Origin of the sequence: Dictyobacter alpinus (genome assembly GCF_003967575.1) — a bacterium.
GTDB classification, from domain to species: Bacteria; Chloroflexota; Ktedonobacteria; order Ktedonobacterales; family Ktedonobacteraceae; genus Dictyobacter; species Dictyobacter alpinus.
This window is the reverse complement of record NZ_BIFT01000001.1, coordinates 795,877-816,152: the sequence shown is the minus strand read 5'-3', so window position 1 is coordinate 816,152 and position 20,276 is coordinate 795,877. Positions and strand designations below refer to the sequence as shown.

The 20,276-nt window shown below is 50.0% G+C and carries 23 protein-coding genes and 2 tRNA genes; 11 read left to right on the top strand and 14 right to left on the bottom strand.

Features of this window, described 5'->3' with window-relative positions:
• The first annotated feature begins 18 nt into the window (after positions 1–18).
• The 3 genes from EL633_RS03205 to EL633_RS03195 all read left to right on the top strand — a co-directional run bounded on the left by EL633_RS03205 (position 19) and on the right by EL633_RS03195 (position 3,275).
• Positions 19–91 (top strand) — tRNA-Pro (locus tag EL633_RS03205).
• Between the two features lie 6 nt (positions 92–97).
• Positions 98–170, top strand: a tRNA-Gly gene (locus EL633_RS03200).
• A gap of 249 nt (positions 171–419) precedes the next feature.
• Complete coding sequence (locus tag EL633_RS03195; RefSeq protein WP_126625805.1) at positions 420–3,275, top strand: tyrosine-type recombinase/integrase; 2,856 nt, start codon at positions 420–422, stop codon at positions 3,273–3,275.
• A gap of 13 nt (positions 3,276–3,288) precedes the next feature.
• Here EL633_RS03195 and EL633_RS03190 read toward each other — a convergent pair whose 3' ends face one another.
• The 4 genes from EL633_RS03190 to EL633_RS03175 all read right to left on the bottom strand — a co-directional run bounded on the left by EL633_RS03190 (position 3,289) and on the right by EL633_RS03175 (position 7,192).
• Entirely contained in the window at positions 3,289–3,540 is a 252-nt protein-coding gene (locus EL633_RS03190; RefSeq protein ID WP_126625804.1) for a type II toxin-antitoxin system HicB family antitoxin, read from the bottom strand.
• 439 nt (positions 3,541–3,979) lie between these two features.
• Complete coding sequence (locus EL633_RS03185) at positions 3,980–4,339, bottom strand: dihydrofolate reductase family protein (RefSeq protein WP_126625803.1); 360 nt, start codon at positions 4,337–4,339, stop codon at positions 3,980–3,982.
• Positions 4,340–4,589: 250 nt separating this feature from the next.
• Positions 4,590–6,557, bottom strand: a complete 1,968-nt coding sequence (locus tag EL633_RS03180; protein ID WP_126625802.1) for an elongation factor G — start codon at positions 6,555–6,557, stop codon at positions 4,590–4,592.
• A gap of 248 nt (positions 6,558–6,805) precedes the next feature.
• Complete coding sequence (locus EL633_RS03175) at positions 6,806–7,192, bottom strand: PPOX class F420-dependent oxidoreductase (RefSeq protein WP_126625801.1); 387 nt, start codon at positions 7,190–7,192, stop codon at positions 6,806–6,808.
• A 333-nt stretch (positions 7,193–7,525) separates the two neighbouring features.
• Here EL633_RS03175 and EL633_RS38020 point away from each other — a divergent pair, with 333 nt between their 5' ends.
• The 3 genes from EL633_RS38020 (at position 7,526) to EL633_RS03165 (ending at position 8,776) form a co-directional block, all read left to right on the top strand.
• Positions 7,526–7,825, top strand: a complete 300-nt coding sequence (locus EL633_RS38020) for an LLM class flavin-dependent oxidoreductase (RefSeq protein ID WP_307720621.1) — start codon at positions 7,526–7,528, stop codon at positions 7,823–7,825.
• 115 nt (positions 7,826–7,940) lie between these two features.
• The gene (locus tag EL633_RS38015; RefSeq protein ID WP_307720613.1) at positions 7,941–8,180 is read left to right on the top strand and encodes a hypothetical protein; all 240 of its coding nucleotides are present in this window, start codon (positions 7,941–7,943) and stop codon (positions 8,178–8,180) included.
• 86 nt (positions 8,181–8,266) lie between these two features.
• Complete coding sequence (locus tag EL633_RS03165; protein ID WP_126625800.1) at positions 8,267–8,776, top strand: GNAT family N-acetyltransferase; 510 nt, start codon at positions 8,267–8,269, stop codon at positions 8,774–8,776.
• Here the strand turns inward: EL633_RS03165 and EL633_RS03160 are convergent.
• On the bottom strand, positions 8,756–9,187 hold the full coding sequence (locus tag EL633_RS03160) for an RNA methyltransferase substrate-binding domain-containing protein (protein WP_161981905.1): 432 nt from the start codon (positions 9,185–9,187) through the stop codon (positions 8,756–8,758). The genes EL633_RS03165 and EL633_RS03160 overlap by 21 nt on opposite strands.
• A gap of 408 nt (positions 9,188–9,595) precedes the next feature.
• Positions 9,596–9,910, bottom strand: a complete 315-nt coding sequence (locus EL633_RS03155; protein WP_218027413.1) for a metal-binding protein — start codon at positions 9,908–9,910, stop codon at positions 9,596–9,598.
• Between the two features lie 307 nt (positions 9,911–10,217).
• Between EL633_RS03155 and EL633_RS03150 the strand changes: the two genes are divergently transcribed.
• Positions 10,218–10,433 carry a hypothetical protein gene (locus tag EL633_RS03150; protein WP_126625798.1) on the top strand — a complete coding sequence of 72 codons (216 nt, stop codon included), beginning with the start codon at positions 10,218–10,220 and terminating at the stop codon, positions 10,431–10,433.
• Positions 10,434–10,494: 61 nt separating this feature from the next.
• Here EL633_RS03150 and EL633_RS03145 read toward each other — a convergent pair whose 3' ends face one another.
• Positions 10,495–11,016, bottom strand: coding sequence for an HIT family protein (locus EL633_RS03145; RefSeq protein ID WP_126625797.1), 522 nt, complete (start codon positions 11,014–11,016; stop codon positions 10,495–10,497).
• A 526-nt stretch (positions 11,017–11,542) separates the two neighbouring features.
• On the opposite strand from EL633_RS03145, the gene EL633_RS03140 reads away from it, so the two are divergent.
• The 3 genes from EL633_RS03140 (at position 11,543) to EL633_RS03130 (ending at position 12,828) form a co-directional block, all read left to right on the top strand.
• Positions 11,543–11,959: an SRPBCC domain-containing protein gene (locus EL633_RS03140; protein ID WP_161981904.1), complete on the top strand. Its 417-nt coding sequence runs from the start codon at positions 11,543–11,545 to the stop codon at positions 11,957–11,959.
• Positions 11,952–12,275: an ArsR/SmtB family transcription factor gene (locus EL633_RS03135; RefSeq protein WP_126625795.1), complete on the top strand. Its 324-nt coding sequence runs from the start codon at positions 11,952–11,954 to the stop codon at positions 12,273–12,275. Before EL633_RS03140 ends, EL633_RS03135 begins: the two co-directional genes overlap by 8 nt.
• Before the next feature lie 73 nt (positions 12,276–12,348).
• Entirely contained in the window at positions 12,349–12,828 is a 480-nt protein-coding gene (locus EL633_RS03130) for an SRPBCC family protein (protein WP_126625794.1), read from the top strand.
• Positions 12,829–12,990: 162 nt separating this feature from the next.
• On the opposite strand, the gene EL633_RS37415 is transcribed toward EL633_RS03130, so the two are convergent.
• From EL633_RS37415 to EL633_RS36455, 3 genes are all read right to left on the bottom strand, one after another.
• A complete protein-coding gene (locus tag EL633_RS37415) occupies positions 12,991–13,494 on the bottom strand; it encodes a hypothetical protein (protein ID WP_246039074.1) in 504 nt (167 codons plus the stop codon).
• Between the two features lie 160 nt (positions 13,495–13,654).
• Positions 13,655–13,852: a peptide deformylase gene (locus EL633_RS03125; protein WP_246039073.1), complete on the bottom strand. Its 198-nt coding sequence runs from the start codon at positions 13,850–13,852 to the stop codon at positions 13,655–13,657.
• A 48-nt stretch (positions 13,853–13,900) separates the two neighbouring features.
• A complete protein-coding gene (locus EL633_RS36455; RefSeq protein ID WP_161981903.1) occupies positions 13,901–14,053 on the bottom strand; it encodes a hypothetical protein in 153 nt (50 codons plus the stop codon).
• Positions 14,054–14,131: 78 nt separating this feature from the next.
• On the opposite strand from EL633_RS36455, the gene EL633_RS03120 reads away from it, so the two are divergent.
• Positions 14,132–14,917, top strand: a complete 786-nt coding sequence (locus EL633_RS03120) for a hypothetical protein (RefSeq protein WP_126625793.1) — start codon at positions 14,132–14,134, stop codon at positions 14,915–14,917.
• Between the two features lie 120 nt (positions 14,918–15,037).
• On the opposite strand, the gene EL633_RS03115 is transcribed toward EL633_RS03120, so the two are convergent.
• The 4 genes from EL633_RS03115 to EL633_RS03100 form a co-directional block, all read right to left on the bottom strand.
• Positions 15,038–16,561 carry a DUF4978 domain-containing protein gene (locus tag EL633_RS03115; RefSeq protein ID WP_126625792.1) on the bottom strand — a complete coding sequence of 508 codons (1,524 nt, stop codon included), beginning with the start codon at positions 16,559–16,561 and terminating at the stop codon, positions 15,038–15,040.
• 230 nt (positions 16,562–16,791) lie between these two features.
• Entirely contained in the window at positions 16,792–17,685 is an 894-nt protein-coding gene (locus tag EL633_RS03110) for a carbohydrate ABC transporter permease (protein ID WP_126625791.1), read from the bottom strand.
• The gene (locus EL633_RS03105; RefSeq protein ID WP_161981902.1) at positions 17,660–18,610 is read right to left on the bottom strand and encodes a carbohydrate ABC transporter permease; all 951 of its coding nucleotides are present in this window, start codon (positions 18,608–18,610) and stop codon (positions 17,660–17,662) included. Before EL633_RS03105 ends, EL633_RS03110 begins: the two co-directional genes overlap by 26 nt.
• Positions 18,611–18,728: 118 nt before the next feature.
• Positions 18,729–20,081, bottom strand: a complete 1,353-nt coding sequence (locus EL633_RS03100; RefSeq protein WP_161981901.1) for an ABC transporter substrate-binding protein — start codon at positions 20,079–20,081, stop codon at positions 18,729–18,731.
• Between the last annotated feature and the right edge of the window lie 195 nt (positions 20,082–20,276).

Here is a 20,276-nt window from a genome sequence, read left to right as displayed (position 1 = left end):
TATAGTACACAGTGTCGACGGGGTGTGGCGCAGTTGGTAGCGCGCCTGGTTTGGGACCAGGAGGTCCGCAGTTCGAGTCTGCGCACCCCGACTTCTCGCGGGAGTAACTCAGTTGGTAGAGTCCCTGCCTTCCAAGCAGGTTGTCGCGAGTTCGAGTCTCGTCTCCCGCTCCTTTCATGTCAATCGTCCCCTTGCAGGCCGATGAGAGGCCGCTTCGTAAGAAGCGTTCGCCATCAGGTCAGCAAGGGGACGATTGTGTTTTTGGAGCAAACCTGTTCAACGACAGCCTGCCATCTCTCTCGCATTGCCTCACCAGAAATCTTCCTCTTGCCTGGCCTCATACGATTTTTTCTTATGTCTATTGAGCGAATTTTTCCTCTCATATATCCTCTTTCTTTGCCAGGAAAGGATCCAGTACAATGTCTATCAAGAGGAAGTTTTTCGGTGAGGCAAATAACGCTGTCGTGTCAATGGCCAGCATGCCCACCTGGTTTGATTACAAAGGACGGAAGATGATGGGGGGTGGGCTGTGTTTACACACCAGGCGTGAAGTGCTCAAACAATTGTTGCCTCACTATCGGCAGGCCACATCGGCGCAGAAGCGAATCATCCTTGACGAGTTTACCCAGTTCACAGGTTATCATCGTAAATATGCCATGTGGCTGTTGAATCATACCGAGGAAGGGCAATCAGCTCCGGTGCGCCCACGTTCACGGCGGTATGGCGCAGAGGTCCAGGAGGCATTGGTTCAGGTGTGGGATGCCGCGAATCGGATAGCTGCCAAGCGCTTTATGCCGTTTTTGCCGACGCTCGTCGAAGCATTGGAGCGGCACGGACACCTGCATCTGAGTGACACAGATCGAATCCAACTCCTCTCGATGAGTGTCGCTACAGCTGATCGCTTGCTGCGTATGCATCGAGGGCGTGGTCCCTCTGGCCTCTCCACGACGCGTCCAGGAACACTGCTCAAGCAACAGATTCCCATCCGGACCTTTCGACAGTGGAATGAGACCCAACCTGGTTTTCTTGAAGCAGATCTGGTGGCCCATGGCGGTGTGGACACCAAGGGAAGTTTTCTCTACACGTTGACCCTTACGGACATTGCAACAGGATGGACGGAATGCCTTCCTCTCCTGTCCAAGTGCCAGGATAGTGTCCTCGACGCGTTACGACAGGCACGCGAGTTCTTTCCTTTTCCCATCCTGGGGCTCGATACAGATAATGGAGGGGAATTCATGAATGAGGCGGTGCTGAGTTATTGTGAGCAGGAGCAGATCACCTTTACCCGAGGACGTCCGGCGCTCAAGAATGATCAGTGTTATGTTGAGCAGAAAAATGGCCATATCGTACGTCAGGTGGTTGGATATGATCGATTTGTTGGAATGCAGGCCTATCAGCAACTGGGTGAAGTCTACCGAGCGCTGCACTTTTATGTCAATTATTTTCAGCCTTCGATGAAATTACAAGCGAAACAGGTAGATGGAAGAAAGGTCCACCTGGTTTACGATGTGGCCAGGACGCCACTACAACGCCTTCTGCGTTCCAAGGTGTTGTCAGCCTCCAAGGAACACGCGTTGATGCAGATGGTTGAGGCATGCGATCCCGTGTTGCTCTTTGCGCAGGTGAAAGAGATGCAGCAGGCGCTCTTTACCTGCATAGAGGGCGCTTCTGGAGGGAAAGAGACGCTTCCTGTGCGGAGATTTTGTGTCAAACGCTGTCTTCCAGCATCTCTTGGATCCGATGTCCTTCCCCCAGTGTTGACCCTGGAACAGCGCGAGCAGGTGCATGAGTCACCATCACTGCAGACGCTGCTTGACTGGCCACGAACGCGCCACGATCCATTCAAGGATGTGTGGGAACTGATCGCATCCTGGATAATTGCTTATCCAGAGCGTAACTGTGGCGAGATGTTTCGAGAATTGCAGCGCCTGTTTCCCGAGCGCTACCAGCCACTCCATCTGCGCACGTTGCAGCGAGGTGTGCGCAAGATACGAGTTTGCCTACAAGAGACACGTGGTGGACCATGGCAAGAGGACATATTGTATGAAGATGGATGTCCTCTTTCGGTACGAGAGAGGCTTGATGGAGCGGTTGACCAACCAGACCTGCCGGCTCGCGTTGCCACGGTTTCCCTTGCGAGATCCGTGTTGCAGGAGCAACTGCCAGAACCACAGATGCTTTCGCGTCCCGTTGAGGATGAGACGAAGAAGGTACTGGAAATAGCCGTCAGCGCCCACGAGCCGCATACGCTTCTATCAGACCAGGAGCACGCTCAGGGCGGCCTACCATCACAAAACGCTGTTCGAAGTAGTGCATCGCGCCAGAGAGGGGCGTCGATCTCCATTGAGCAAGCCATCCAGGACTATCTTGAGGCACAACGCAGAGGCAAACGACGGCCAAAAACGCTGGAATGGCACCAGACGGCCCTGTATCTCTTCCAACAATATCTGCTTACTGAGTGTCAGTGTGATCTTATACACCAGATTACCGAGGCTGCTGTACAGGGCTGGTTCACGTTTCTTCGTGAGCGACCAATGGCAAAGGGAATGCTCCGTGCTGCTGGAACCATCGCATCGTATGCTCGCTCGGCTCGTGCCTTTTGTCAGTGGTTGGTGCGGCAACGGTATCTGAAGCGGACTCCCTTTGAGCATTTGCATGTGCCCCACGAGGAATCTGGGCTTCTTCACCTCGTTGAGCCGGAGGAATGGGAACGCTTATTGTTGGCCTGTCAGCCTGCGAGGAAGAAGGTACCAGGAGCAGATCAGGCTGCGGCGCGTAATCAAGCTGTGCTTTGGATCCTTGCTGAGACCGGAATGCGTACTGCAGAGGTCTGCGGGATGCGCCTTTCAGATGTAGATCGTGAACAAGGCAAACTCAGAGTACGAGGAAAGGGTTCTGCGCGGCGATGGGTCCTTTTGGGGCATGAGGGACTCCATCATCTATGCGTGTATCTGGATCATTATCGCCTGAAGAATGGACAAGATGTGAAGCGAAGACGAGTGGGAGAGGAGCCTCTGTTTCTTTCTGAGACAGGGCACCCGTTCACCAGCAATGGCATTGCGCTGTTGTTTGGGCGACTCAGGAAACGAGCAGGGATCATGAGAAAAGAGGTTGGCCCTGTCCTGTTACGTGATACGTTTGCGGTGCGCTATCTGCAGGCAGGTGGCGATCTGTTCACGTTGCGGGAGCAGTTAGGCCAAGAAGAAAGTGTTGTTGTCAAACGATATCTGAGCATGAGTGATGGCAAGAGAGAACAAAAAGCGAAGAAACCTTGAGGGAATTCCTTCTTCAGCCTCTTGTTGATCGTATGTGGTATGCATTTTCTGCGGTCATGGTAATCCTTGGCGCAGGGATCGGACGCCCCCATGCTTTGTTTGCCTCAATCCAACTTTCTATCGCATCCTGCCCTTGTTTGACGGCTTCAATGTACGTTTTTTCATGGGTTTTGCATCCTGAAAGCTCTGGAACTGTGACAATGTATGCTTGATCCTCTTCGCTCCATTGGATGTTCATGGAGCAGCGCAGCGGCTCAGTTTTCATGAGATTTCTCACTTGCTGCTTTGAGCTTTTTGATTTTGAGAGGCATTCCCACTCCCTTACTATTTCAACGTTTGATGCGTCATTATTTTCAGTATAACCGCTTCTTCTTTTTTTCTCAAGTCAACTTTTGAAAAATATTATGGATCAGTGAAGGTTATATAGCTGTCATATGGTAGTAAGCATTTGAGTCATAACTAATCTGTATTCACTTTTTGAAATTTTAATAAAGGAATAAAGTCTTTTTTAACGCGCTGTCCACTCTTTCTGACGAAGGAAAGAGCGGCTCGCAGTTCCAGATCCAAGCCAGCGCCCGCCATTTTGAAGAGATTGAGACTCGCGCGGCCAGGGGCTGGTTTTAGATAAAGATGCGTGTCTCCACGAAAGTAGAGGATCCCCATCGCCGCATCAATCACGACAATCGCTGGAGCAATGTACCTCGCTAGATGCCTACCCTACAGAGAAGATCCCGTCCTTCCTGCTGCTTGAGCCTGGTCACTTCAGCCACCACATCGCTTCGCACAATGGTTGTGTTGTTCCATTCGGCTTTTTCCAGCGTCGATGAGAACACATACTTTGGCATGGCATTGATCCTGTCGGCCCACGGGTCGGTGCGTCTCGGCCAAATTACAGCAAAGCCTTCGTATGTGGTCCTGCCCATTAAGATTGCGTCGCATGCCAGTGCTTGACCCAATCCGTCCCGCATATACGCATCATCACGGTACTCAGAAAATCCCGAGATGCCTGCTCCTGCGAAAACGCCGTCTACTGAGATCAGAGTATATTCGATAATGTTCCGCATGATTATTGTGTCCTTTCCTCTCCTATTTCCCTCGATGTGTCAGAGGTATCGATTTCTTTGCACTGATAAGACGGCAAGTTGGCTCCAAACTCATCGCAGGCTGAAGGCAAACATAGGAAGGGCCGGTGTTCGGCGAGGATTTCGTACATTGACCAGTTCCAGGGATAACCCTGGCCTGGTTTTCCTTATCTAACTCATCAGCATGCATGTTGTTTTTCTGCATAACGTATTCGACGCTTTCTCGAGCACCTTACCGTACATGGTGGACATGCAGCAAGTATTCCTCACGGTGCAATGGATTATAGTCCAGGCGTTTACGCGTGGGATACTCGCCCTCTTTGTGACGATAGCCAGATGCCTCTGCCAGAAAAACGCCTTCACCCTCGCTAATGGCTGGCAGTTCACGCCTGAATGTCTCTGTTGTTCTTACTGGTATGGTGCCTGTTAAAAGGAAGGTGTCACCTTGCAGGATTGGTTGCTCATAGAGGGCTCCCAGTGCTGAGAGTTTCAACATGGCGGTGCTGAGGATCTCTACTGGAACGCTGAGTTCAAACTGGTTGATTGGCTCATAGACAGCACTGCCAGCCTGTGAAAGAGCATCCATCAGGACCAGCGGCGTCAGGTTTCTGAAGTCGCCAGCGGTGGAGCCAGCCTGGCGATCAAAGCCCATGTGGGTCAAGGTGATGGCGATATCCGTCACTTCCCAACCATACAGGCCCTGGGCCAGCGTGGCGTAGAGCGTCTCTTCAATCGCGTGATAATAGGACAGTGGCAGCGCGCCGAGCGTGCTTGTATAGCTTATCCCGCTCCCCTGAGGACCAGGCTCGACGCGAAAACCGATCGTCGCTACAAAAGGATTATCATCCTTGCCCATACTTTCCACTGCCTGTCCTATCCCTATCGGCTTTTCGATACAGACGATGGTTGTCTCGCTAAAGCGGACAGTCAGGCCATGCTGTTCTAGTAGCAAAGATTCTATGACCTCTTTTTGGACCTCGCCAAAGATGCGCAGGTAGATGGTCTGATGCAGGTCGTCCTTGAGCACAGAGATCAAAGGATCCTCTTCCGCCAGTTCCAGAAGCACCCGGTAGAGCTGATGATTGTGTTCAGCGGGCACCGCCTCGATGCGCGTCTCCATTTGCGGAATGGCGAAGCGCAACGTTTTGATCTGGCTGGACCACTCACCAACCACGTCACCGATTTTGACATCCTTGAGACCCCAGACCTTACAGAACTCGCCAGCCGCCACCATCGGTACCTGTTCGGTGGTCCCCTCGCGGAACAGATGCAGCTTCTGAATCTTGCCTGTATATATCTCGCTCGCGCCATCCGCTGTGCGGCGTCGCAAGTTTACCTGGCTACGCACCTGCAAGCTGCCCGCAAAGACACGCACATACGCGATCTTCTCACCTGTCACCTCCTTCTCCATCTTAAAGACGATGCCTGACAATGGCTCCTCCTCCAGACCGGTCTGGGAGGGGAACAGGTCAGAAAGATGGGTCAGCAGTTCTGTGACGCCGACACCCGTAATGGCCGACCCAAAGAAGAGTGGCGTCACCTGTGCCGCCGCGACTTGCTGCTTGAGCGCGCTCCAGACCTGTTCCGCTGTTATACACTGATCCTCTACATAGGCGGCAAGCAGACGCTCATCATGAAGCGCGAGTTGTTCAAGACAGGTTTGTAGGAACGCAGGATCATGGAGATCATGGGGGATAATGGCAGCCTGTTTGGTCCCGATCTGTGCCGGGTGATTGAATGGAAGAATATGCTCTGTGAGTTTATCCTTGATACGTTGCAGCAGGGAGTCCGCTTGTGCGCCGCTGCGATCGATTTTGTTGATAAAGATCATGGTGGGGATCGCAAGTTTGTGCAGGGTGGACAGCAGAATGAGGGTCTGTGCCTGGATCCCTTCGACGGCCGAAATCACCAGCACCGCACCATCCAGCACGCTAAAGGAGCGCTCAACTTCAGCCAGGAAGTCAGCGTGCCCGGGGGTATCAATCAGATTGACTTTCACGTCATTGACAAAAAAAGAGACCACTGATGCCTTAATCGTGATGCCCCGTCTCTTCTCCAGATCCATCGCATCGGTCTGGGTCGTCCCTTTATCGACGCGACCGACAGCGTCGATGACATGGGTCTCATAGAGAATCCGTTCGGTCAGACTGGTCTTGCCCGCGTCTACGTGCGCGACGATCCCTATATTGATGGTTAACAAGTATGCTCATCCTTCTCTTACTCCTCATACTATTCACCTCCTTTCCTGCTCAATGCACTACAACGATTCACATGTTCAGCCAGGTTGCTGATCACTCATGAACTCACCGGAAGTTCGACGCCTAGCGTACCATGGACGAATTCGTCTGTCAACTTTACCGGGCAGGGCAATTGCATCTAAAAACTCGTGTCTGCAATTTTTGCACCTACCCAGTTGCAGAAGTTGCAGACACAAGGGGGGCGTATCGTCTATACGTATCCCAGGATGCGGTCAACTTTTACGCACAAAACCACACGCGGATCGCCACGATAGCGCGAGGAGGAGCCATACTTTTCTGCCAGAATATTGTAAAAGGCTCCAGTGGGATCTTCCTCAATCTTATCAACCATCCCACGAAACTCAGCATATGTGTAGGGGTCATTGGGGTCAGTAATCGTGATAGCCACACGCGGATCACGCTTGATATTTTGATATTTCTGACGTTCAGTGGTATGGGTAAACTTGATGTATTCCTCATCCCACAAAAACCACATCACTGATGAATTTGGCTCTCCCTTCGCGCCAATCGTTGCAAGATGCGCGAACGCTTTCGAGTTGAGTATCTTCTGAACTTTGGGATTATTCAAATCGGCCATGCAAATAACCTCTCCATAGTACTTTGACTAAAAGGCGTGATCACCTCTCGGATACTAGAACTCCATAAACTGCATAGTTTATTCCTCTCGTTGTTCTGTGAATTCCAGCATCTCCGCAGTTTTAGCGCTTCTTTTATCACCTCTCATTTAGATGCGCTGGCCCTGCCGTCTTACTCATGGCACGTGGATCTCATGACTCTCTAAAGCAACTGTTTGATAGGTCAAATAGACACTCTTAGCATAAGATCGTATATACTGTTTCAAATAAAGGAGGAATGACCTTTGAGTGTTGGACCAGCATAGCGGCGCTGGCGCGCGCGGATTGGTCAGTTGGTGACCGGGAATGGTTATCGCAATCCGGCTTTACTGGCGAAAATGGCTTCGACCGTCGATGTGCTCTCGTATGGACGACTCACCCTGGGTATTGGAGCGGGCTGGTACGAGCCTGACTATCGAGCCTATGGCTACGAGTATCCATCAGCCTTAGAGTGTCTGCGCCAGTTGCGCGAAGCGATCCAGGCTATTCTGGCGCTGTGGATGCAGGACGAGGCCGTCTTTGAAGGGAACTATTATCAGGTACATGGTGCCATCAACCAGCCAAAGGGGTGCAGCAGCCGCATGTTCCCCTGCTGATTGCTGGCAGCGGCGAGCAAGTCACCCTCAAATTGTTGCGCGCAAGTTTGTGGTGCTCACAAAGCATTGCGAGTCCGTTGGACGTGATTACCGCAGCATTCATTGAACCGTACAGGTGCTCTGTGTCATTGGTAATACTAATGAGCAGGCCCAATCGTCGATCCCTGAATGGATGAACGCTCTTTTGCGTGAAGAGACCCACACGAATGCGCTCATTGGCAGTCCTGAGACGATCTGCCGACGGATCGCTGCCTACGAGGCTGCCGGGAGTCCAAGCATTGGCGCTTATCTTTTCCACTGCATGTGGCTAGAAACGCCGAAAGAATCAGCAGAACAGAGATCCCTGGCGAACTAACGCGACTATAGAATACACTATACTCTGGTGGAGCTGGAGCAGGCAATCCTGCCCGGTTCATTGTATCAGAAAGGGGGTCCTCTCCATTGAATGTGATTGAAACAGATCGGCTGATCCTTCGTTATCTCACCACTGAAGATGGTGCATTTGTTCTTGCGCTGATGAATGATCCCTCATGGTTGCACTATATTGGTGATAATGGGGTACGAACCCTTGAAGATGCCTGTACCTATATTGTAAATGGACCAATGGCGATGTACGCTCGCGTGGGCTTTGGTCTGTACGTAACTGCTCTGAAAGAAGATCATACGCCCATTGGCATTTGTGGACTGATCAAAAGAGAATCCCTGGAAGATGTGGATATTGGCTTTGCGTTTCTTCCCCAGTTCTGGTCCCAGGGTTACGCCTATGAAGCAGCCTCTGCGGTCATCGCATATGGAAGACAGGTTCTGGGCCTGCAACGTATGGTGGCGATCACCTCACAAGATAATCAGCGTTCCGCCCACTTGCTAGAAAAGCTTGGTCTGCACTTTGAACGTCTGATCACGCTGACCAATGATGCCCAGAAGGTTCGATTATTTGTGACCGCATCCTGAGACGATGGGTTGCTCTGCCTTCAAGTGAAGCCTGCGATCAGGCCTCTGGTGTGTTTCTACAATAATGCCCTGCGGATTATCCTTGCGCGAAAAACTTTGAAAGACCTCGCTGCTCACATAGAGGCAGGGAAGTCTCTTTTGTCTCTGTTCTTGCAGCAAAGCCTGTCCATGCAGGCTCCTCAATAATTCTGGCGCAACGAGGAGGTGACGCACACGTTGCGGAGAACGTAGTGCCTCTGTGACCAGGCGGAGCCCCTCAACCAGTGCCAGTCCGGTTCGTTCGCGTTCTGAACTCTTGAGAAGAGCGCGAATTTGTTTGATTTTGGGATTGGTTCGATGAGTGATGATCGTATCGGAAAAGCCAGAAAACCTCTGGTGCTGTTCTGTCTGAGTGTGATGCTGTTTTTCCATAGGAAACGCCTGCCTTCCAGGATGAAATGGGACCATGACATCAAAATCGTAGCCAACCTCTGAAAAAAGGGGACAAATCTGTCAATGAAAGAGGTGGCAAAAAGAGGAATGCCTGGTGCAAGCGCATCAAAAGAGGAAGAGAAAAGGGCAAGACAATCTGTCACGTATACAAATCAAAGCTGCATACGTGCGAATATGAGAGAAACATTCTTCATATTGATCCATGCCTCCTTGTAAGCGCTCTACTCAGGCTTGCAAAGAGGCAGGAACATTTGCTTGTACAATGCGCATATAACGTAATCTCATGAGGAAAATGTATCAGGAAGTTTAGTTGATGTCAAGAAAGGACTGAAGAAACAGCTAGCCAACGAGATCAATTATGTGCGGATAATAATTCTAGCCCACGCATTAATACCCACAGAGAGCACGATAGATTTGTAGCGCGTGCTTTTTATTTCCTGCTGCTTGGCCCTCGGCCTGCTTCCAGAGAGGATAGCGTTCTTTCATACATTTGGCACAGGGCCGATAGCCTGCCTCGATGGCTGTTATCTCATCGGCGAAAAAGACGCGATGCTGGACATAGTGGCCCTGGGCGATGGCGCGATTGGCGCTCGGACAATCGAAGCAACCATATATTTTGTCTGGTTTATAGCCTCCAAACGTACCCTTCTGCTCACTCTGATATGGCTTCCCATCGAGACCGATTAATGTATACATTTTCATTATTAGCTACTTTCATGAGGTTTCGATTATTTTTGCATTATTTAAATGATTAGGTAAATTTAAGCATATAAAATCTGTAATTGTCAACGTTTGTCTTATTTGGAGCTAGTATTTTTATAAAGATGAAGAAGGAGACCATGATTATAGTGATTGGCGGGAAACCTTCGATGAATCAATTTTCACCCGGAAGGATAGAAAGTCTAATTATGAGCAAAGATATAGAAAGGTTGTTGTGCGTGTGATGTATACGCCCAATCCGAACAGGAGGTGGTTCCACGATCATCCTACCTGGTTTCAAGGATATCCTATGGCACCGTTTCCCAATGGCCATGAGGTGCGAACAGGCTTTAATCGGCAATTTTTGTGTTTTAAGCATGCTGAGTTTCGCTTACCTCATATTCTTACCAAATTAGATGTGTTTGCTGGGGGATACGAGATCGGAGAATATTGTCTGGCAACAGATTTAAATGGTACTGTTATTGAGAGCTTATCAGGGGTCTTTCCGACCCCTTTTTCGCGCTGAACTATGGTATCGGGCCGCAACGCCACTTCTAAAAAATTGATAGGCCATCACCTCTCAACGGCTATCCGAGCATGCCGCCACTATGTGGGGCAGCATGTGGGTCCATTGCCTGACGAATGGTTTGAGCAAGTACTGCCATTTCTTCATCGGCAATGGAAAGCATTCCTCTGGAGATGTCCAGAACTGCTGTTTGCTGTTGCTCATAGGGGACTCCTGGAGGTAAAGGAACAATATGCCAATGAACGTGCCGATTCGCTTGTTGGCTACCAAGCGTCAAAATATAGACTCGTTCTGTTGGCAATACCTGTCGTAGGGCTTCGGAGATCTGATAAATCAGTCGCTGGAGGACAAGGTAGTCTTCCAGCGTAAAATCACCTGTAGCTTGCTCACGGTGCTCTCGTGGTGCCACCAGTACATAGCCATACACGGTTGGATATGTGTTAAGGAAAGCGACAGTCGTCTGGTCCTCATAAATCAGATGATGGTGATAATCAGGATTGCCCGCAAGCATTTCGCAGATAAAACAAGGACCTTTCGAGCGTTTTTCATACGCATCCATATCAAATGGTTGGGAACTGAACATCTTGTTTCTCCTCGTGCCTGTTGGGAACTGATCTGTCCGCAATCAGCCGTCCACACGCGCCAAATAGTCCCCGGCGTTCTCTTCTGAGATTATACAACAAAGTGAGCTCTATTTTGTCATCCGTTGTATATATCTCTGATGGAGTGAGGATGATACCAGGTGAGTAGGCAGCGCGCCTCCAACAGAAAAAAGCCAGAGTAGATGGATACTGGCCGGGACCTTTGCCATGTTCAATGAGGATTTGAAGATCATGTTAACTCACCATTGTGTGATTTCGGCATGATAAACACTGGAGGAGCATCAGAGCGGATGCGTCGTACAACCTCAGTCAGCGCTTTATCCCCTTGCTTAAAAGCACTTCGTCTTGTCTTTCTTCCATGGCTTGACGAGCGTAATTTGACGAAGTCCCGTCTTCGCACCATGGTCAAAAAATCCTCTGTAATCTGCAACTCATTGGTTGCAAAATGTGATCATCTCTGCTACAATAAATATGCAACTCATTGGTTGCACTAGAAAGGAGATCCTTATGGAAGCAGTCGTGATCACACAGAGTATCGTCATTCAGGCAGAGCGTTCGCGCGTCTGGCGAGCAATTACGATGCCTGAGCATATTGCGAAGTGGTTTCAACCGATCCACTTTGAACGCTTTGCCATCGGGGAGGCCGTGACCTTTGATCGTGGTGCGAAAGGGTCGATCGCCATCATCGAGCCAATGGAGCGCTTTGGTTTCCACGGGCAAATTGCCCTTTCTCATCCGGCGCAGACGTTGGTGATTTTTACCTTGAAGACAGTGCCTGAAGGGACCCGTCTCACTGTCACGGAGCAAGGTTTTGAAGCGCTGCCCGAAGAAGTGCGAGAGAGCTATTTCAAAGGGAATATGCAGGGATGGGAAAAAGTGCTGAGCAATCTCACTGTCTCTATCCTGGCAGGTCATCATGATTGAGAACGAAGATCGCGTGTTTACCGCCCTTGCAGATGGGAATCGGCGGCGCTTGTTGACGACGCTGGCCCGAAGTAGTCCCAAGACGGCGACGCAGCTTGCACGCGAATTTCCTATCAGTCGCCAGGGAATTATGAAGCATCTCGATCTGCTTGTCCAGGCAGGACTGGCGCAGGTGCAAACGTCAGGGCGCGAGAAACAGTACGTGTTCAATCCTACTTCTCTCCAGTCAGCCAGCGTGTGGATCGAAGCCATTAATCAGCAATGGAACGAGCGTTTGCTGCGCTTAAAGGACCTTATCGAAAACGACGAATTGTGAGGGGTTTCAGCCGCCTATGCTGGAAAGCGAAAACAGAGACACCCAAAGCGAATATGTTGAAAGGAATCCATCGATGAGCAACCTCCAACTTACACAGATGCCAGTTGCGGAAACGGCCATGCTTATTCGTCGGCCAGTCGCCGAAGTCTTCAGGGCATTTATTGACCCAGCAATCACCTCCAAATTCTGGTTTACCAGGGGCAGTGGCAATTTGGAACAAGGCCGTCGGGTCCAGTGGGATTGGGAGATGTATGATCTCTCCATCCAGGTAACTGTTCTCGCCATTGAAGAGCAGAAGCGCATTCTCATTGAATGGCCTGGCTATGGCACCTCGAATCTGGTCGAGTGGATCTTTACCGCGCGGAAAGACAACACCACGTTTGTCCGTATCACCAACACCGGCTTCAGTGGAAATGGTGAAGGTGTCAAACAGGCTATTGATGCAACCCAGGGCTTCACGTTCCTCCTTGCAGGACTCAAAGCGTTCCTTGAACACAACGTCATCTTACATCTAATTGCCGATGGACACCCCAAGGAACCAGAAGAATACTAATTCAGACAGCAAAATAGGCGTAGCTGATGCATCAGCTACGCCTTCGGCTGCCTTTCTCTACCTCACTAACGAACAATGATGGGAATCTGTTTTTCACTTTCTTGCCTCTGAGTACGCTGGTAATTATATTTGCCGTCTTTATACTCTCGTTCATAATCCAGGTTATACGAAAAATGGTAAGATAGAAATTGCAATGAAACAAACAAAAATGTAGATGACGAGCCATCTTTCAGAAATAAATATCAGCCTACTTGTGTGATCAAAGAGATTGGCGTGCGAGATGGCATGCACTGGAGTAAGCCAGAGGTGGCACACGGGCATGTGCACTGGCAATGGATCTGTGTTACGCTGGTATTCTGTTTCATCCGTATGCGTAGAACGATTATTACCATAAATAAGAATGAGATATCTATGTTCAAGGATAGCAATCATCAGCGCCCATGGCGGCGCTTGACGTTGTTTGGTTTGCGTTACGGTTGGATTGTCCTTTCCCTGCTCGGCATTCTCTGGTTCCCATTTGATTGGTTGAGTGAGGTGTGGCCGGCGTTTGGTGTCCCTTTCCGCCAGGTTTTCCACAATGCGCATGATCATTTTGTTGGACATACCGTCTTCTTTTTTGTTGTTGGGATGCTGATCCTCTCTCTTGTCGCTGCGCTCCGCCGCCATCTCCACTGGTATATTCTGGGGCTGATCATGGCGGCGCTGGTGCAAGAAACGATTCAGGCCTTCTTTCGCGGCCAGTTGCCAATATTTATAGATTTCAATGCATTGAAGGGTGATGCCCTGGGCGGTATGAGTGCCTGGATACTTGAGAAAGCTTTGAGGGCTATTTTCTCTTTTCAACAGAAACCTTTTCTTCCACCGCATCATCTTCATGGATCTTCCTCAAATCTTCAGGACGATCCAGGTGATTCAGGTAGAGGATGCCGTTCAGATGATCGATCTCGTGCTGCAACGCCCAGGCATAATATCCATGAGCACTGACACGCAGGGGCTTGACATGAATATCCTGTCCTTTTACCACAGCATTGAAGTAGGTGAGGAGCCAGTCGATGGTTGCATAATCAACGCGCTATCTGCGTTCGGTATGAAGCAAAACCAGAACACTTTGAGCAATTCCACTCTCCTGAGCAATGCGACGCAAACTGATGGCAGGCTGCCCACTTTTCGCACGTTCAACATTCAGTTGAGCGAGCAAGAGACGAAGACGACACGAAACTGGCATGTATTTCCTCCTGGAGAGGGTCAAATAATGTATGCGGTGAGGATGCGGAACATTACCTGTAGAGACAACAGCTTAAGGATGTTGCCTCTACAGGCCGAGGGTTTGATCGCGTGGGGGCTTTCAGAAACGGACCCAGGCGTTTGCACCATCAACGGTAGCTGCACCTATACGCCTAACAATGGCGTTGTTACTCTCACCCTTGCAGGGAACGCTCTTTTTGTCAAGGGAAGTGTCTCTGCGGTCTCTACCTCGACAGCGGGAGTGGTCTTTTCCTCGGGCTTCGAGCCAGCCGATACCCAGCCAACCTGGTCCAACACTCTCGATGAAAGCGCTGGTATCTCAAATGTTCGTGGGGTCTGCTGCAACCTCCCTGGGCCAGAAGCGAAGATCGGGGCTGGTTCCTCGTTCGCCCATACCGGTGATCATGCCTTGCTCTACTCGGGATATGCCAGCAATCCGAATGGGACCGACTATGCCTACTCGAAGATCTTTGATGTCAGCTCACGCAACATCGTGATTCATTCCTCAAGTACCCTGTCCTACTGGATCAACCCCGAAAGCGCCGCGACCAGCTACAACTATGCTACCGGGAGCAATAGTACCTGTGTAGGCGTGGATCTCATCTTTAGTGATGGCTCTACCCTGCGTGACTCTGGCGCGGTTGATCAGAACGGTCATCGGGCGCATCCCTTCTATGGACAATGTAATCACCTGACCCTGGATGCCTGGAACCAGGTAAGGGTGAACCTCGGGTCCTCTTCCTTAAATGGAAAAACTCTGTTACGGGTTATCATTGGTTATGACCAGCCTGGGGTAACCGGTGGCTATCGTGGCGCAATCGACGATATCAGTATTACTGGTTAGTTGTTCAGAGGATTAAACGCGCTAACGCTCACCATCAAATGTGGTGAGCGTTAGCGCGTTTAATCCGCCAGGTTTCAGGTTGGGGAAACAGGATTGTTTGGCGCAACAAATCTTGCTTGTTTAGGGAAGCTCTATTCTTAGCACCGAGCCTGGATAATAGAGGATGCCCCAGGTCCCATTTCCATTATCGATAGGAGATATATTAGCCTCATTGACCCAGCTCCCGTTGTCGTCGATGTAGCCCACTGACACAGAGACCGGTTGTTGCCAGGTCGAAAAGTAGTTCGTCGTCCCATTATCGGCATCTGACAGTGCGTAATAATCATTGTCCTTGTTGACGATCAGGCCGACGGCTTTGCTAGTGGTAGAAAACGCGAAATCTTTGCCATTTACGGACTTCGTTTGCGCGTAGTTATCATCTGGTACAAAGGTGTCAGTGTTGTAACCTACCATTTTGTTTGTAGGAGCGGGCGCAATAATTGTCGAGATCTTATTCAGAACACCATACAGGCGTTTTGTGCTGTCCAGGTCATATTTCAAAGCGTAGGAGTTGCCAAGAACCCAGTTTCGATAATCATTTACCTGGCCTTCCGATGCATCTTTATAAATCCCTAAGGGATAGCCTTCAGTATCAGCGATCTGCCAGATATCGTAAAAGCCTCCATTCAGCAGGGCGGTCAGGGCCAGGGTCGTTGTATTGCCATAGCCGCCCGAGTTCTCAGCGATATAGCGGTACTTAGAGTTTGTGGTGCTGATGATCTGAGCTGTTTTACTGGGTTGTATGTCATAGGGATCATATCCTATCGCATCCACATTGGAGAGCGGCACGATATCTGCATCATCAACGTTTCCGCCAGCCAGGTTAATCCGGGTTGCCACCACATAATCCGAATTCTTGACCGCCCCTCCTAACTGATTGAGAAGATCCAACCAGAGCCCACGCTGTCCATTCTGCCAGCTAGGATTCACGCTAGGCTCATTATTGAGTTGGAAGAAGATTACACGATGATTGACATCGTAGCTTGCCAGATGGTTGAAAAGCGCCGTCACGGCATTGCGCTCTGCCTGAAAGAGAAACTGAGCATCGGCGTCATGAGGACCTCCATCGGGTAACCAGGGCGCATAGTTGCTATTGGTAGTCAGGCCTACTCCCCAATATTTTCCTTGATCTTGCACATAGGCCGGAACAGTCGTACCATTTTTGTAGCCATTGAGGTACGCACCTCCGGTTCCATTGGTGCCAAACCAGGCCAGGTCCAGGCGCAGACCATATTGATTAGCCCAATCGACATATTTATCGATGATTGTCCAATCATATTCTCCCTGATTGGCAGGTTCGATATTGCTCCAGGGAAAGATCACTGAGGCGGTTTTGATATTGACCTGAGCCGTTTTTTCGTAATAATTTTCCTCAAAGCTTAGTGGATTGGGAGGGCCCATGGCTGCTAGATTAAAACGCCCAACGTTCTGAATATGCATATCCAGATAGGGTTTGCCATCAACCTCTAGATATCCCTTCCCTTCGGGACTCACTACAACGCGTGAGACGACTGTTGCGGCCTTCGCTTTCTGTAGTGGAATAAACGTAAACACGCTTACAAGTACCACACAGACTGTCAAAAATGCACATGCTTTCTTTAACATATATTCCTTCCTTGGAACGTACTACTCAAACACTATGAGAGACAACTGGCACTCCATTGACCAGTAATGGTCTGGCCAGTTGGATTTGACAGGAGAGCTAGGGAGATCACTTGGCCCCGCATACGGATAAATCAGTATTGCTACCCGTTGGGCCAGATGTCGTGAGTCGTGATTGGGTAGATCACCCCCTTTCTAAATGCTTTCTCCCTTGAGTTTTTATCTGTGGCTGCTTATCCCTTAATGCCAACCGAGCTGATACTCTCAATGAAGCGTCGCTGGAAGAACAGGAAGAGGATGAGCACCGGTGCTGCCGTGAGCACGCTGGCTGCCAGAAGATCGGGATATTTGATCGCCTGCGACACTCCTGCGGTATGGCTGAGAAAATAGAGGGCAATCGGCAAGGTCTGCGAACCGGGATCGGAGAGGACCAGGCGGCTCCAGGCGAACTCGTTCCAGATAAAGGTCAGGGCGAGAATCGCCAGCGCCGTCATCCCCGGTTGTAACAGGGGTAGTGCGATGGAAAAGAAGCTGCGGCTATCGCTACAGCCATCGATCTTAGCGGCCTCGATCAACTCATTCGGGATAGCCAGGGCATACTGGCGCATCAGAAAGATGCCGAAGCCACTGAAAAAGAAGGGGAGTACGACCCCTTGTGGAGTATTCAACCAGCCCAGATTCTTGACGATGTCGTACACTGGAAAAAACGTTGTCTCCTGAGGGATCAGCATTGTAGCGATAATAAAAAGAAAGGTAATATTCTTGAAGCGGAAATTAAACTTGGCGAATACATAGCCTGTGAGCGTACAGACCAGGACATGTATTGGTACATAGATCAGTGTCACTTCCAGGCTGGTAAGAAAGGCCCCGCTAAGATTTCCATTCACCCAGACATTGCGATAACTATTGAGTGTGGCATTCAACGGAATCCAGTTGAAAGAGGCTTTGAACATCTCTGCCTGATTCTGGAACGAGGCAGAGAACATCCACAGGACCGGGCTGATCATCAGCAGGGCGAAGAGTCCCATCGCCACAAAGAGGATGAGCTCACGCGTCTTGATCCCACCCTTCTTTATGGACCCTCGCTGGGCGAGCAACATGCTATCTCTTGTTTGAATCTTCTGCATAAAAACGCGTCGCTTTCATTTGAACCAGTGTAATAATCAGGATGATGATAAAAAGGGCAAAGGCAATCACCGAGCCATAGCCTACGTTACGGGAATCGAAGCCCTTCTGAAACATATAGAGCAGAGCGGTCCTGGTCGAGCCGTAGGGTCCGCCCTCGGTCAGAATCGCGACCGGTGCGTAAGTCTTGAGGGCACCAATCACCAGCGTAATGCTCAGAAAGAGGATCGTGGGTTTTAACTGGGGGATCATGACATAGTAGAAGCGCTGAGTTGCATTCGCGCCATCGACTCGGGACGCATCCAGCAGTTCTTTACTGACATTGGCGAGACCAGCCAGATAGATCACCATATTATAGCCCAGACCGCTCCAGACGCCGACAATCACAATAGCGGTTAAAGCCCAGGTGGTATCGGTGAGCCAGGGGATGCGAGCGAAGTGCAGGCTTTCCAGGATATTATCGATATAGCCTAGTTCTTGACTAAACCAGAGCTTGAAGATGATCGCGGCAACCACCCCCGTTACCAGTGTCGTTGAGAAGATCGCGCTGCGGATCAGGGCCTTACCGATCGTCATGTAGAAGACCGCAATAGCCACAAAGAGCGCGAGAATCAGGGCGATGGGGACCGTTGCGATCGTGAGGATAAATGTGTTCGAAAAGACGACGCGAATACTCGGATCTTGAAAGAAGCGTGTGATATTCTTAAGGCCAATAAACTGATAGTCGCCGATATAGCTGTAGTTTGTGAACATGTAGTACAAGTTCATCAAAAACGGATAATAGTAAAAGACCGTGAAGAAGAGCACTGCTACACTCACTGTCCCATACGCGAAGAGGTTAGGAATTTTTCGCCGTGCGGGAACGCGTTGCTGCTGGACACGGGGCGTCGAAATAGCAATTGAGCGATAGGTAGGATATGTTTTCAAAATAGATCTCCTCATCCTCTTATGTTCTCCTGAGCTAAGAGCTACTCAGACGTCTCTTGATCGTTGTCCCTGTTCTGTAGAAGGGACAACAATCAAGAGATGAGAACAAGGGGTCTGCTTATTTTGCGGCGTCGCTAATCCCTTGATTAATCTGCGTGGCTGCGTCTTTCATAACTTTGGCAGGATCGCTCAGCTTGACCAGGATCTGTTGCAACGCATCATTATAGATAGTTGAGGCATCAGCAAAAACAAAAGGCGCTTCCAGGAAATTGTAGCGGCTGCTGTTGAGTTGCTCACGGGTGACCAGGGCAGACTCCAGAACTCCAGCTCCCTGCCCTTTCCAGGTGGCCTGCTTGGTTGGATCTTCATAAGCAGAGAGATTAATAATGGCGCTGATGGCATCTTTGCTCTTCTGAAAGCTATCAGAAGCCATTGTTTTGAGTAGGGAGAGTGCCTCTGTACGATGTTTGGAATTTTTGAAGATCGCGTATTCTACCCCGCCAATGCTCGTCGTATTCAAGCCACCAGGACCTTTAGGCGTGACAGAGGAACCATAGTTAAGTTTTGCTTCACTGCTGGCCTGGGCATCCCAGCCGCCGCTGAAATAGACCGCGATCTGGCCATTGAGCCAGAGTTGAGTGGCACTGCCATCAGGCTTGGGAGCAGAACCGGACTTGACCAGATTCTGCATAAATGTGTAGGCCTTAACCGATTCGGGAGAATCAATCAGCGTTTTGCTGTAATCCTCGTTCATTTGCTGACCACCGCCAGCCCAGAGCCAGTAATCGGTCGCCCAGTTTCCACCATCAAAGGAGGTGGTATAGATAGTCTTACCGTCCTTTGTTTTGAGCGAAGCGAGCTTTTTAGAGAGGGCATACAGATCGTCGAGGGACTGGATTGGTCCGGTTACCCCTGCACGGGCGAGAATATCCTTGTTGTAATATTGGAAAATAGTGTTATTTCCAATTGTCAGGCCATAGATGCGTCCATTATAAGACATCCGCTCAAGCTGACCTTTGGAGAGAGATTTGTACACATCCCATTTTTTGGCTTCGTTGGTCAGATCGACCAGGAGACCAGAGCGGGCAAATTCTTTCAGCCAGACCATCTGAGCGATATCGGGAAAGTCGCCGCCGCTCATCATGACAAGCTCTTTCTCCTTCATATCCTTACCGCCATTGCCCCATGAGCTTGCAATCAGATTGATCTTGAGGTTGGGATACTCTTTGTTGTATTTCTGCGCATTTGACCAATTGTTGTTGTTATCGCCAACAATTTTGAGCGTTGCATTTGCATCGACACTGGGAGTACTACTACTGGTGGTCTCGCCACAAGCAGCAAGGGCGCTTGCAACAGCCCCACTACTTAGACTGAGAGCTACCGAACGCTCGATAAAAGCACGGCGCGAGAGACGTTTTGTGGTAGAGGTTTTTGGCTCGACGAATTGAGACTCGAATGGTTGCATAGACATAGAACAAGTACCTCCTGACGAAATAAAAGACCACATTAAGCAGGCAGGGCGCATTATCCTGCAAACTCCTCAAAAAACAGGTCCCCTGGCGAAAGAAAAATGATGGGAGAGCTAGCAAAAGACGGGAGTAGGATAGAAACGTGGGCACTGTGTATCATAAGAACCAGGTCCTTTCCTGTACGAAGCTATCATAGC

What these genes read in the sequence shown, in the direction of transcription:
- EL633_RS03100 (WP_161981901.1), bottom strand. Translation starts at nt 20,081, where the DNA reads ATGTCTATGCAACCATTCGAGTCTCAATTCGTCGAGCCAAAAACCTCT.
- EL633_RS03190 (WP_126625804.1), bottom strand. Translation starts at nt 3,540, where the DNA reads ATGAAAACTGAGCCGCTGCGCTGCTCCATGAACATCCAATGGAGCGAA.
- EL633_RS03135 (WP_126625795.1), top strand. Translation starts at nt 11,952, where the DNA reads ATGATTGAGAACGAAGATCGCGTGTTTACCGCCCTTGCAGATGGGAAT.
- EL633_RS03185 (WP_126625803.1), bottom strand. Translation starts at nt 4,339, where the DNA reads ATGCGGAACATTATCGAATATACTCTGATCTCAGTAGACGGCGTTTTC.
- EL633_RS03195 (WP_126625805.1), top strand. Translation starts at nt 420, where the DNA reads ATGTCTATCAAGAGGAAGTTTTTCGGTGAGGCAAATAACGCTGTCGTG.
- EL633_RS03160 (WP_161981905.1), bottom strand. Translation starts at nt 9,187, where the DNA reads ATGGAAAAACAGCATCACACTCAGACAGAACAGCACCAGAGGTTTTCT.
- EL633_RS03130 (WP_126625794.1), top strand. Translation starts at nt 12,349, where the DNA reads ATGAGCAACCTCCAACTTACACAGATGCCAGTTGCGGAAACGGCCATG.
- EL633_RS03115 (WP_126625792.1), bottom strand. Translation starts at nt 16,561, where the DNA reads ATGTTAAAGAAAGCATGTGCATTTTTGACAGTCTGTGTGGTACTTGTA.
- EL633_RS03155 (WP_218027413.1), bottom strand. Translation starts at nt 9,910, where the DNA reads ATGAAAATGTATACATTAATCGGTCTCGATGGGAAGCCATATCAGAGT.
- EL633_RS03110 (WP_126625791.1), bottom strand. Translation starts at nt 17,685, where the DNA reads ATGCAGAAGATTCAAACAAGAGATAGCATGTTGCTCGCCCAGCGAGGG.
- EL633_RS37415 (WP_246039074.1), bottom strand. Translation starts at nt 13,494, where the DNA reads ATGGCGGCGGAGCGCAGCGACAAGAGAGAGGATCAGCATCCCAACAAC.
- EL633_RS03140 (WP_161981904.1), top strand. Translation starts at nt 11,543, where the DNA reads ATGGAAGCAGTCGTGATCACACAGAGTATCGTCATTCAGGCAGAGCGT.
- EL633_RS03175 (WP_126625801.1), bottom strand. Translation starts at nt 7,192, where the DNA reads ATGGCCGATTTGAATAATCCCAAAGTTCAGAAGATACTCAACTCGAAA.
- EL633_RS03145 (WP_126625797.1), bottom strand. Translation starts at nt 11,016, where the DNA reads ATGTTCAGTTCCCAACCATTTGATATGGATGCGTATGAAAAACGCTCG.
- EL633_RS03120 (WP_126625793.1), top strand. Translation starts at nt 14,132, where the DNA reads ATGTTGCCTCTACAGGCCGAGGGTTTGATCGCGTGGGGGCTTTCAGAA.
- EL633_RS36455 (WP_161981903.1), bottom strand. Translation starts at nt 14,053, where the DNA reads ATGCCAGTTTCGTGTCGTCTTCGTCTCTTGCTCGCTCAACTGAATGTT.
- EL633_RS03150 (WP_126625798.1), top strand. Translation starts at nt 10,218, where the DNA reads ATGGCACCGTTTCCCAATGGCCATGAGGTGCGAACAGGCTTTAATCGG.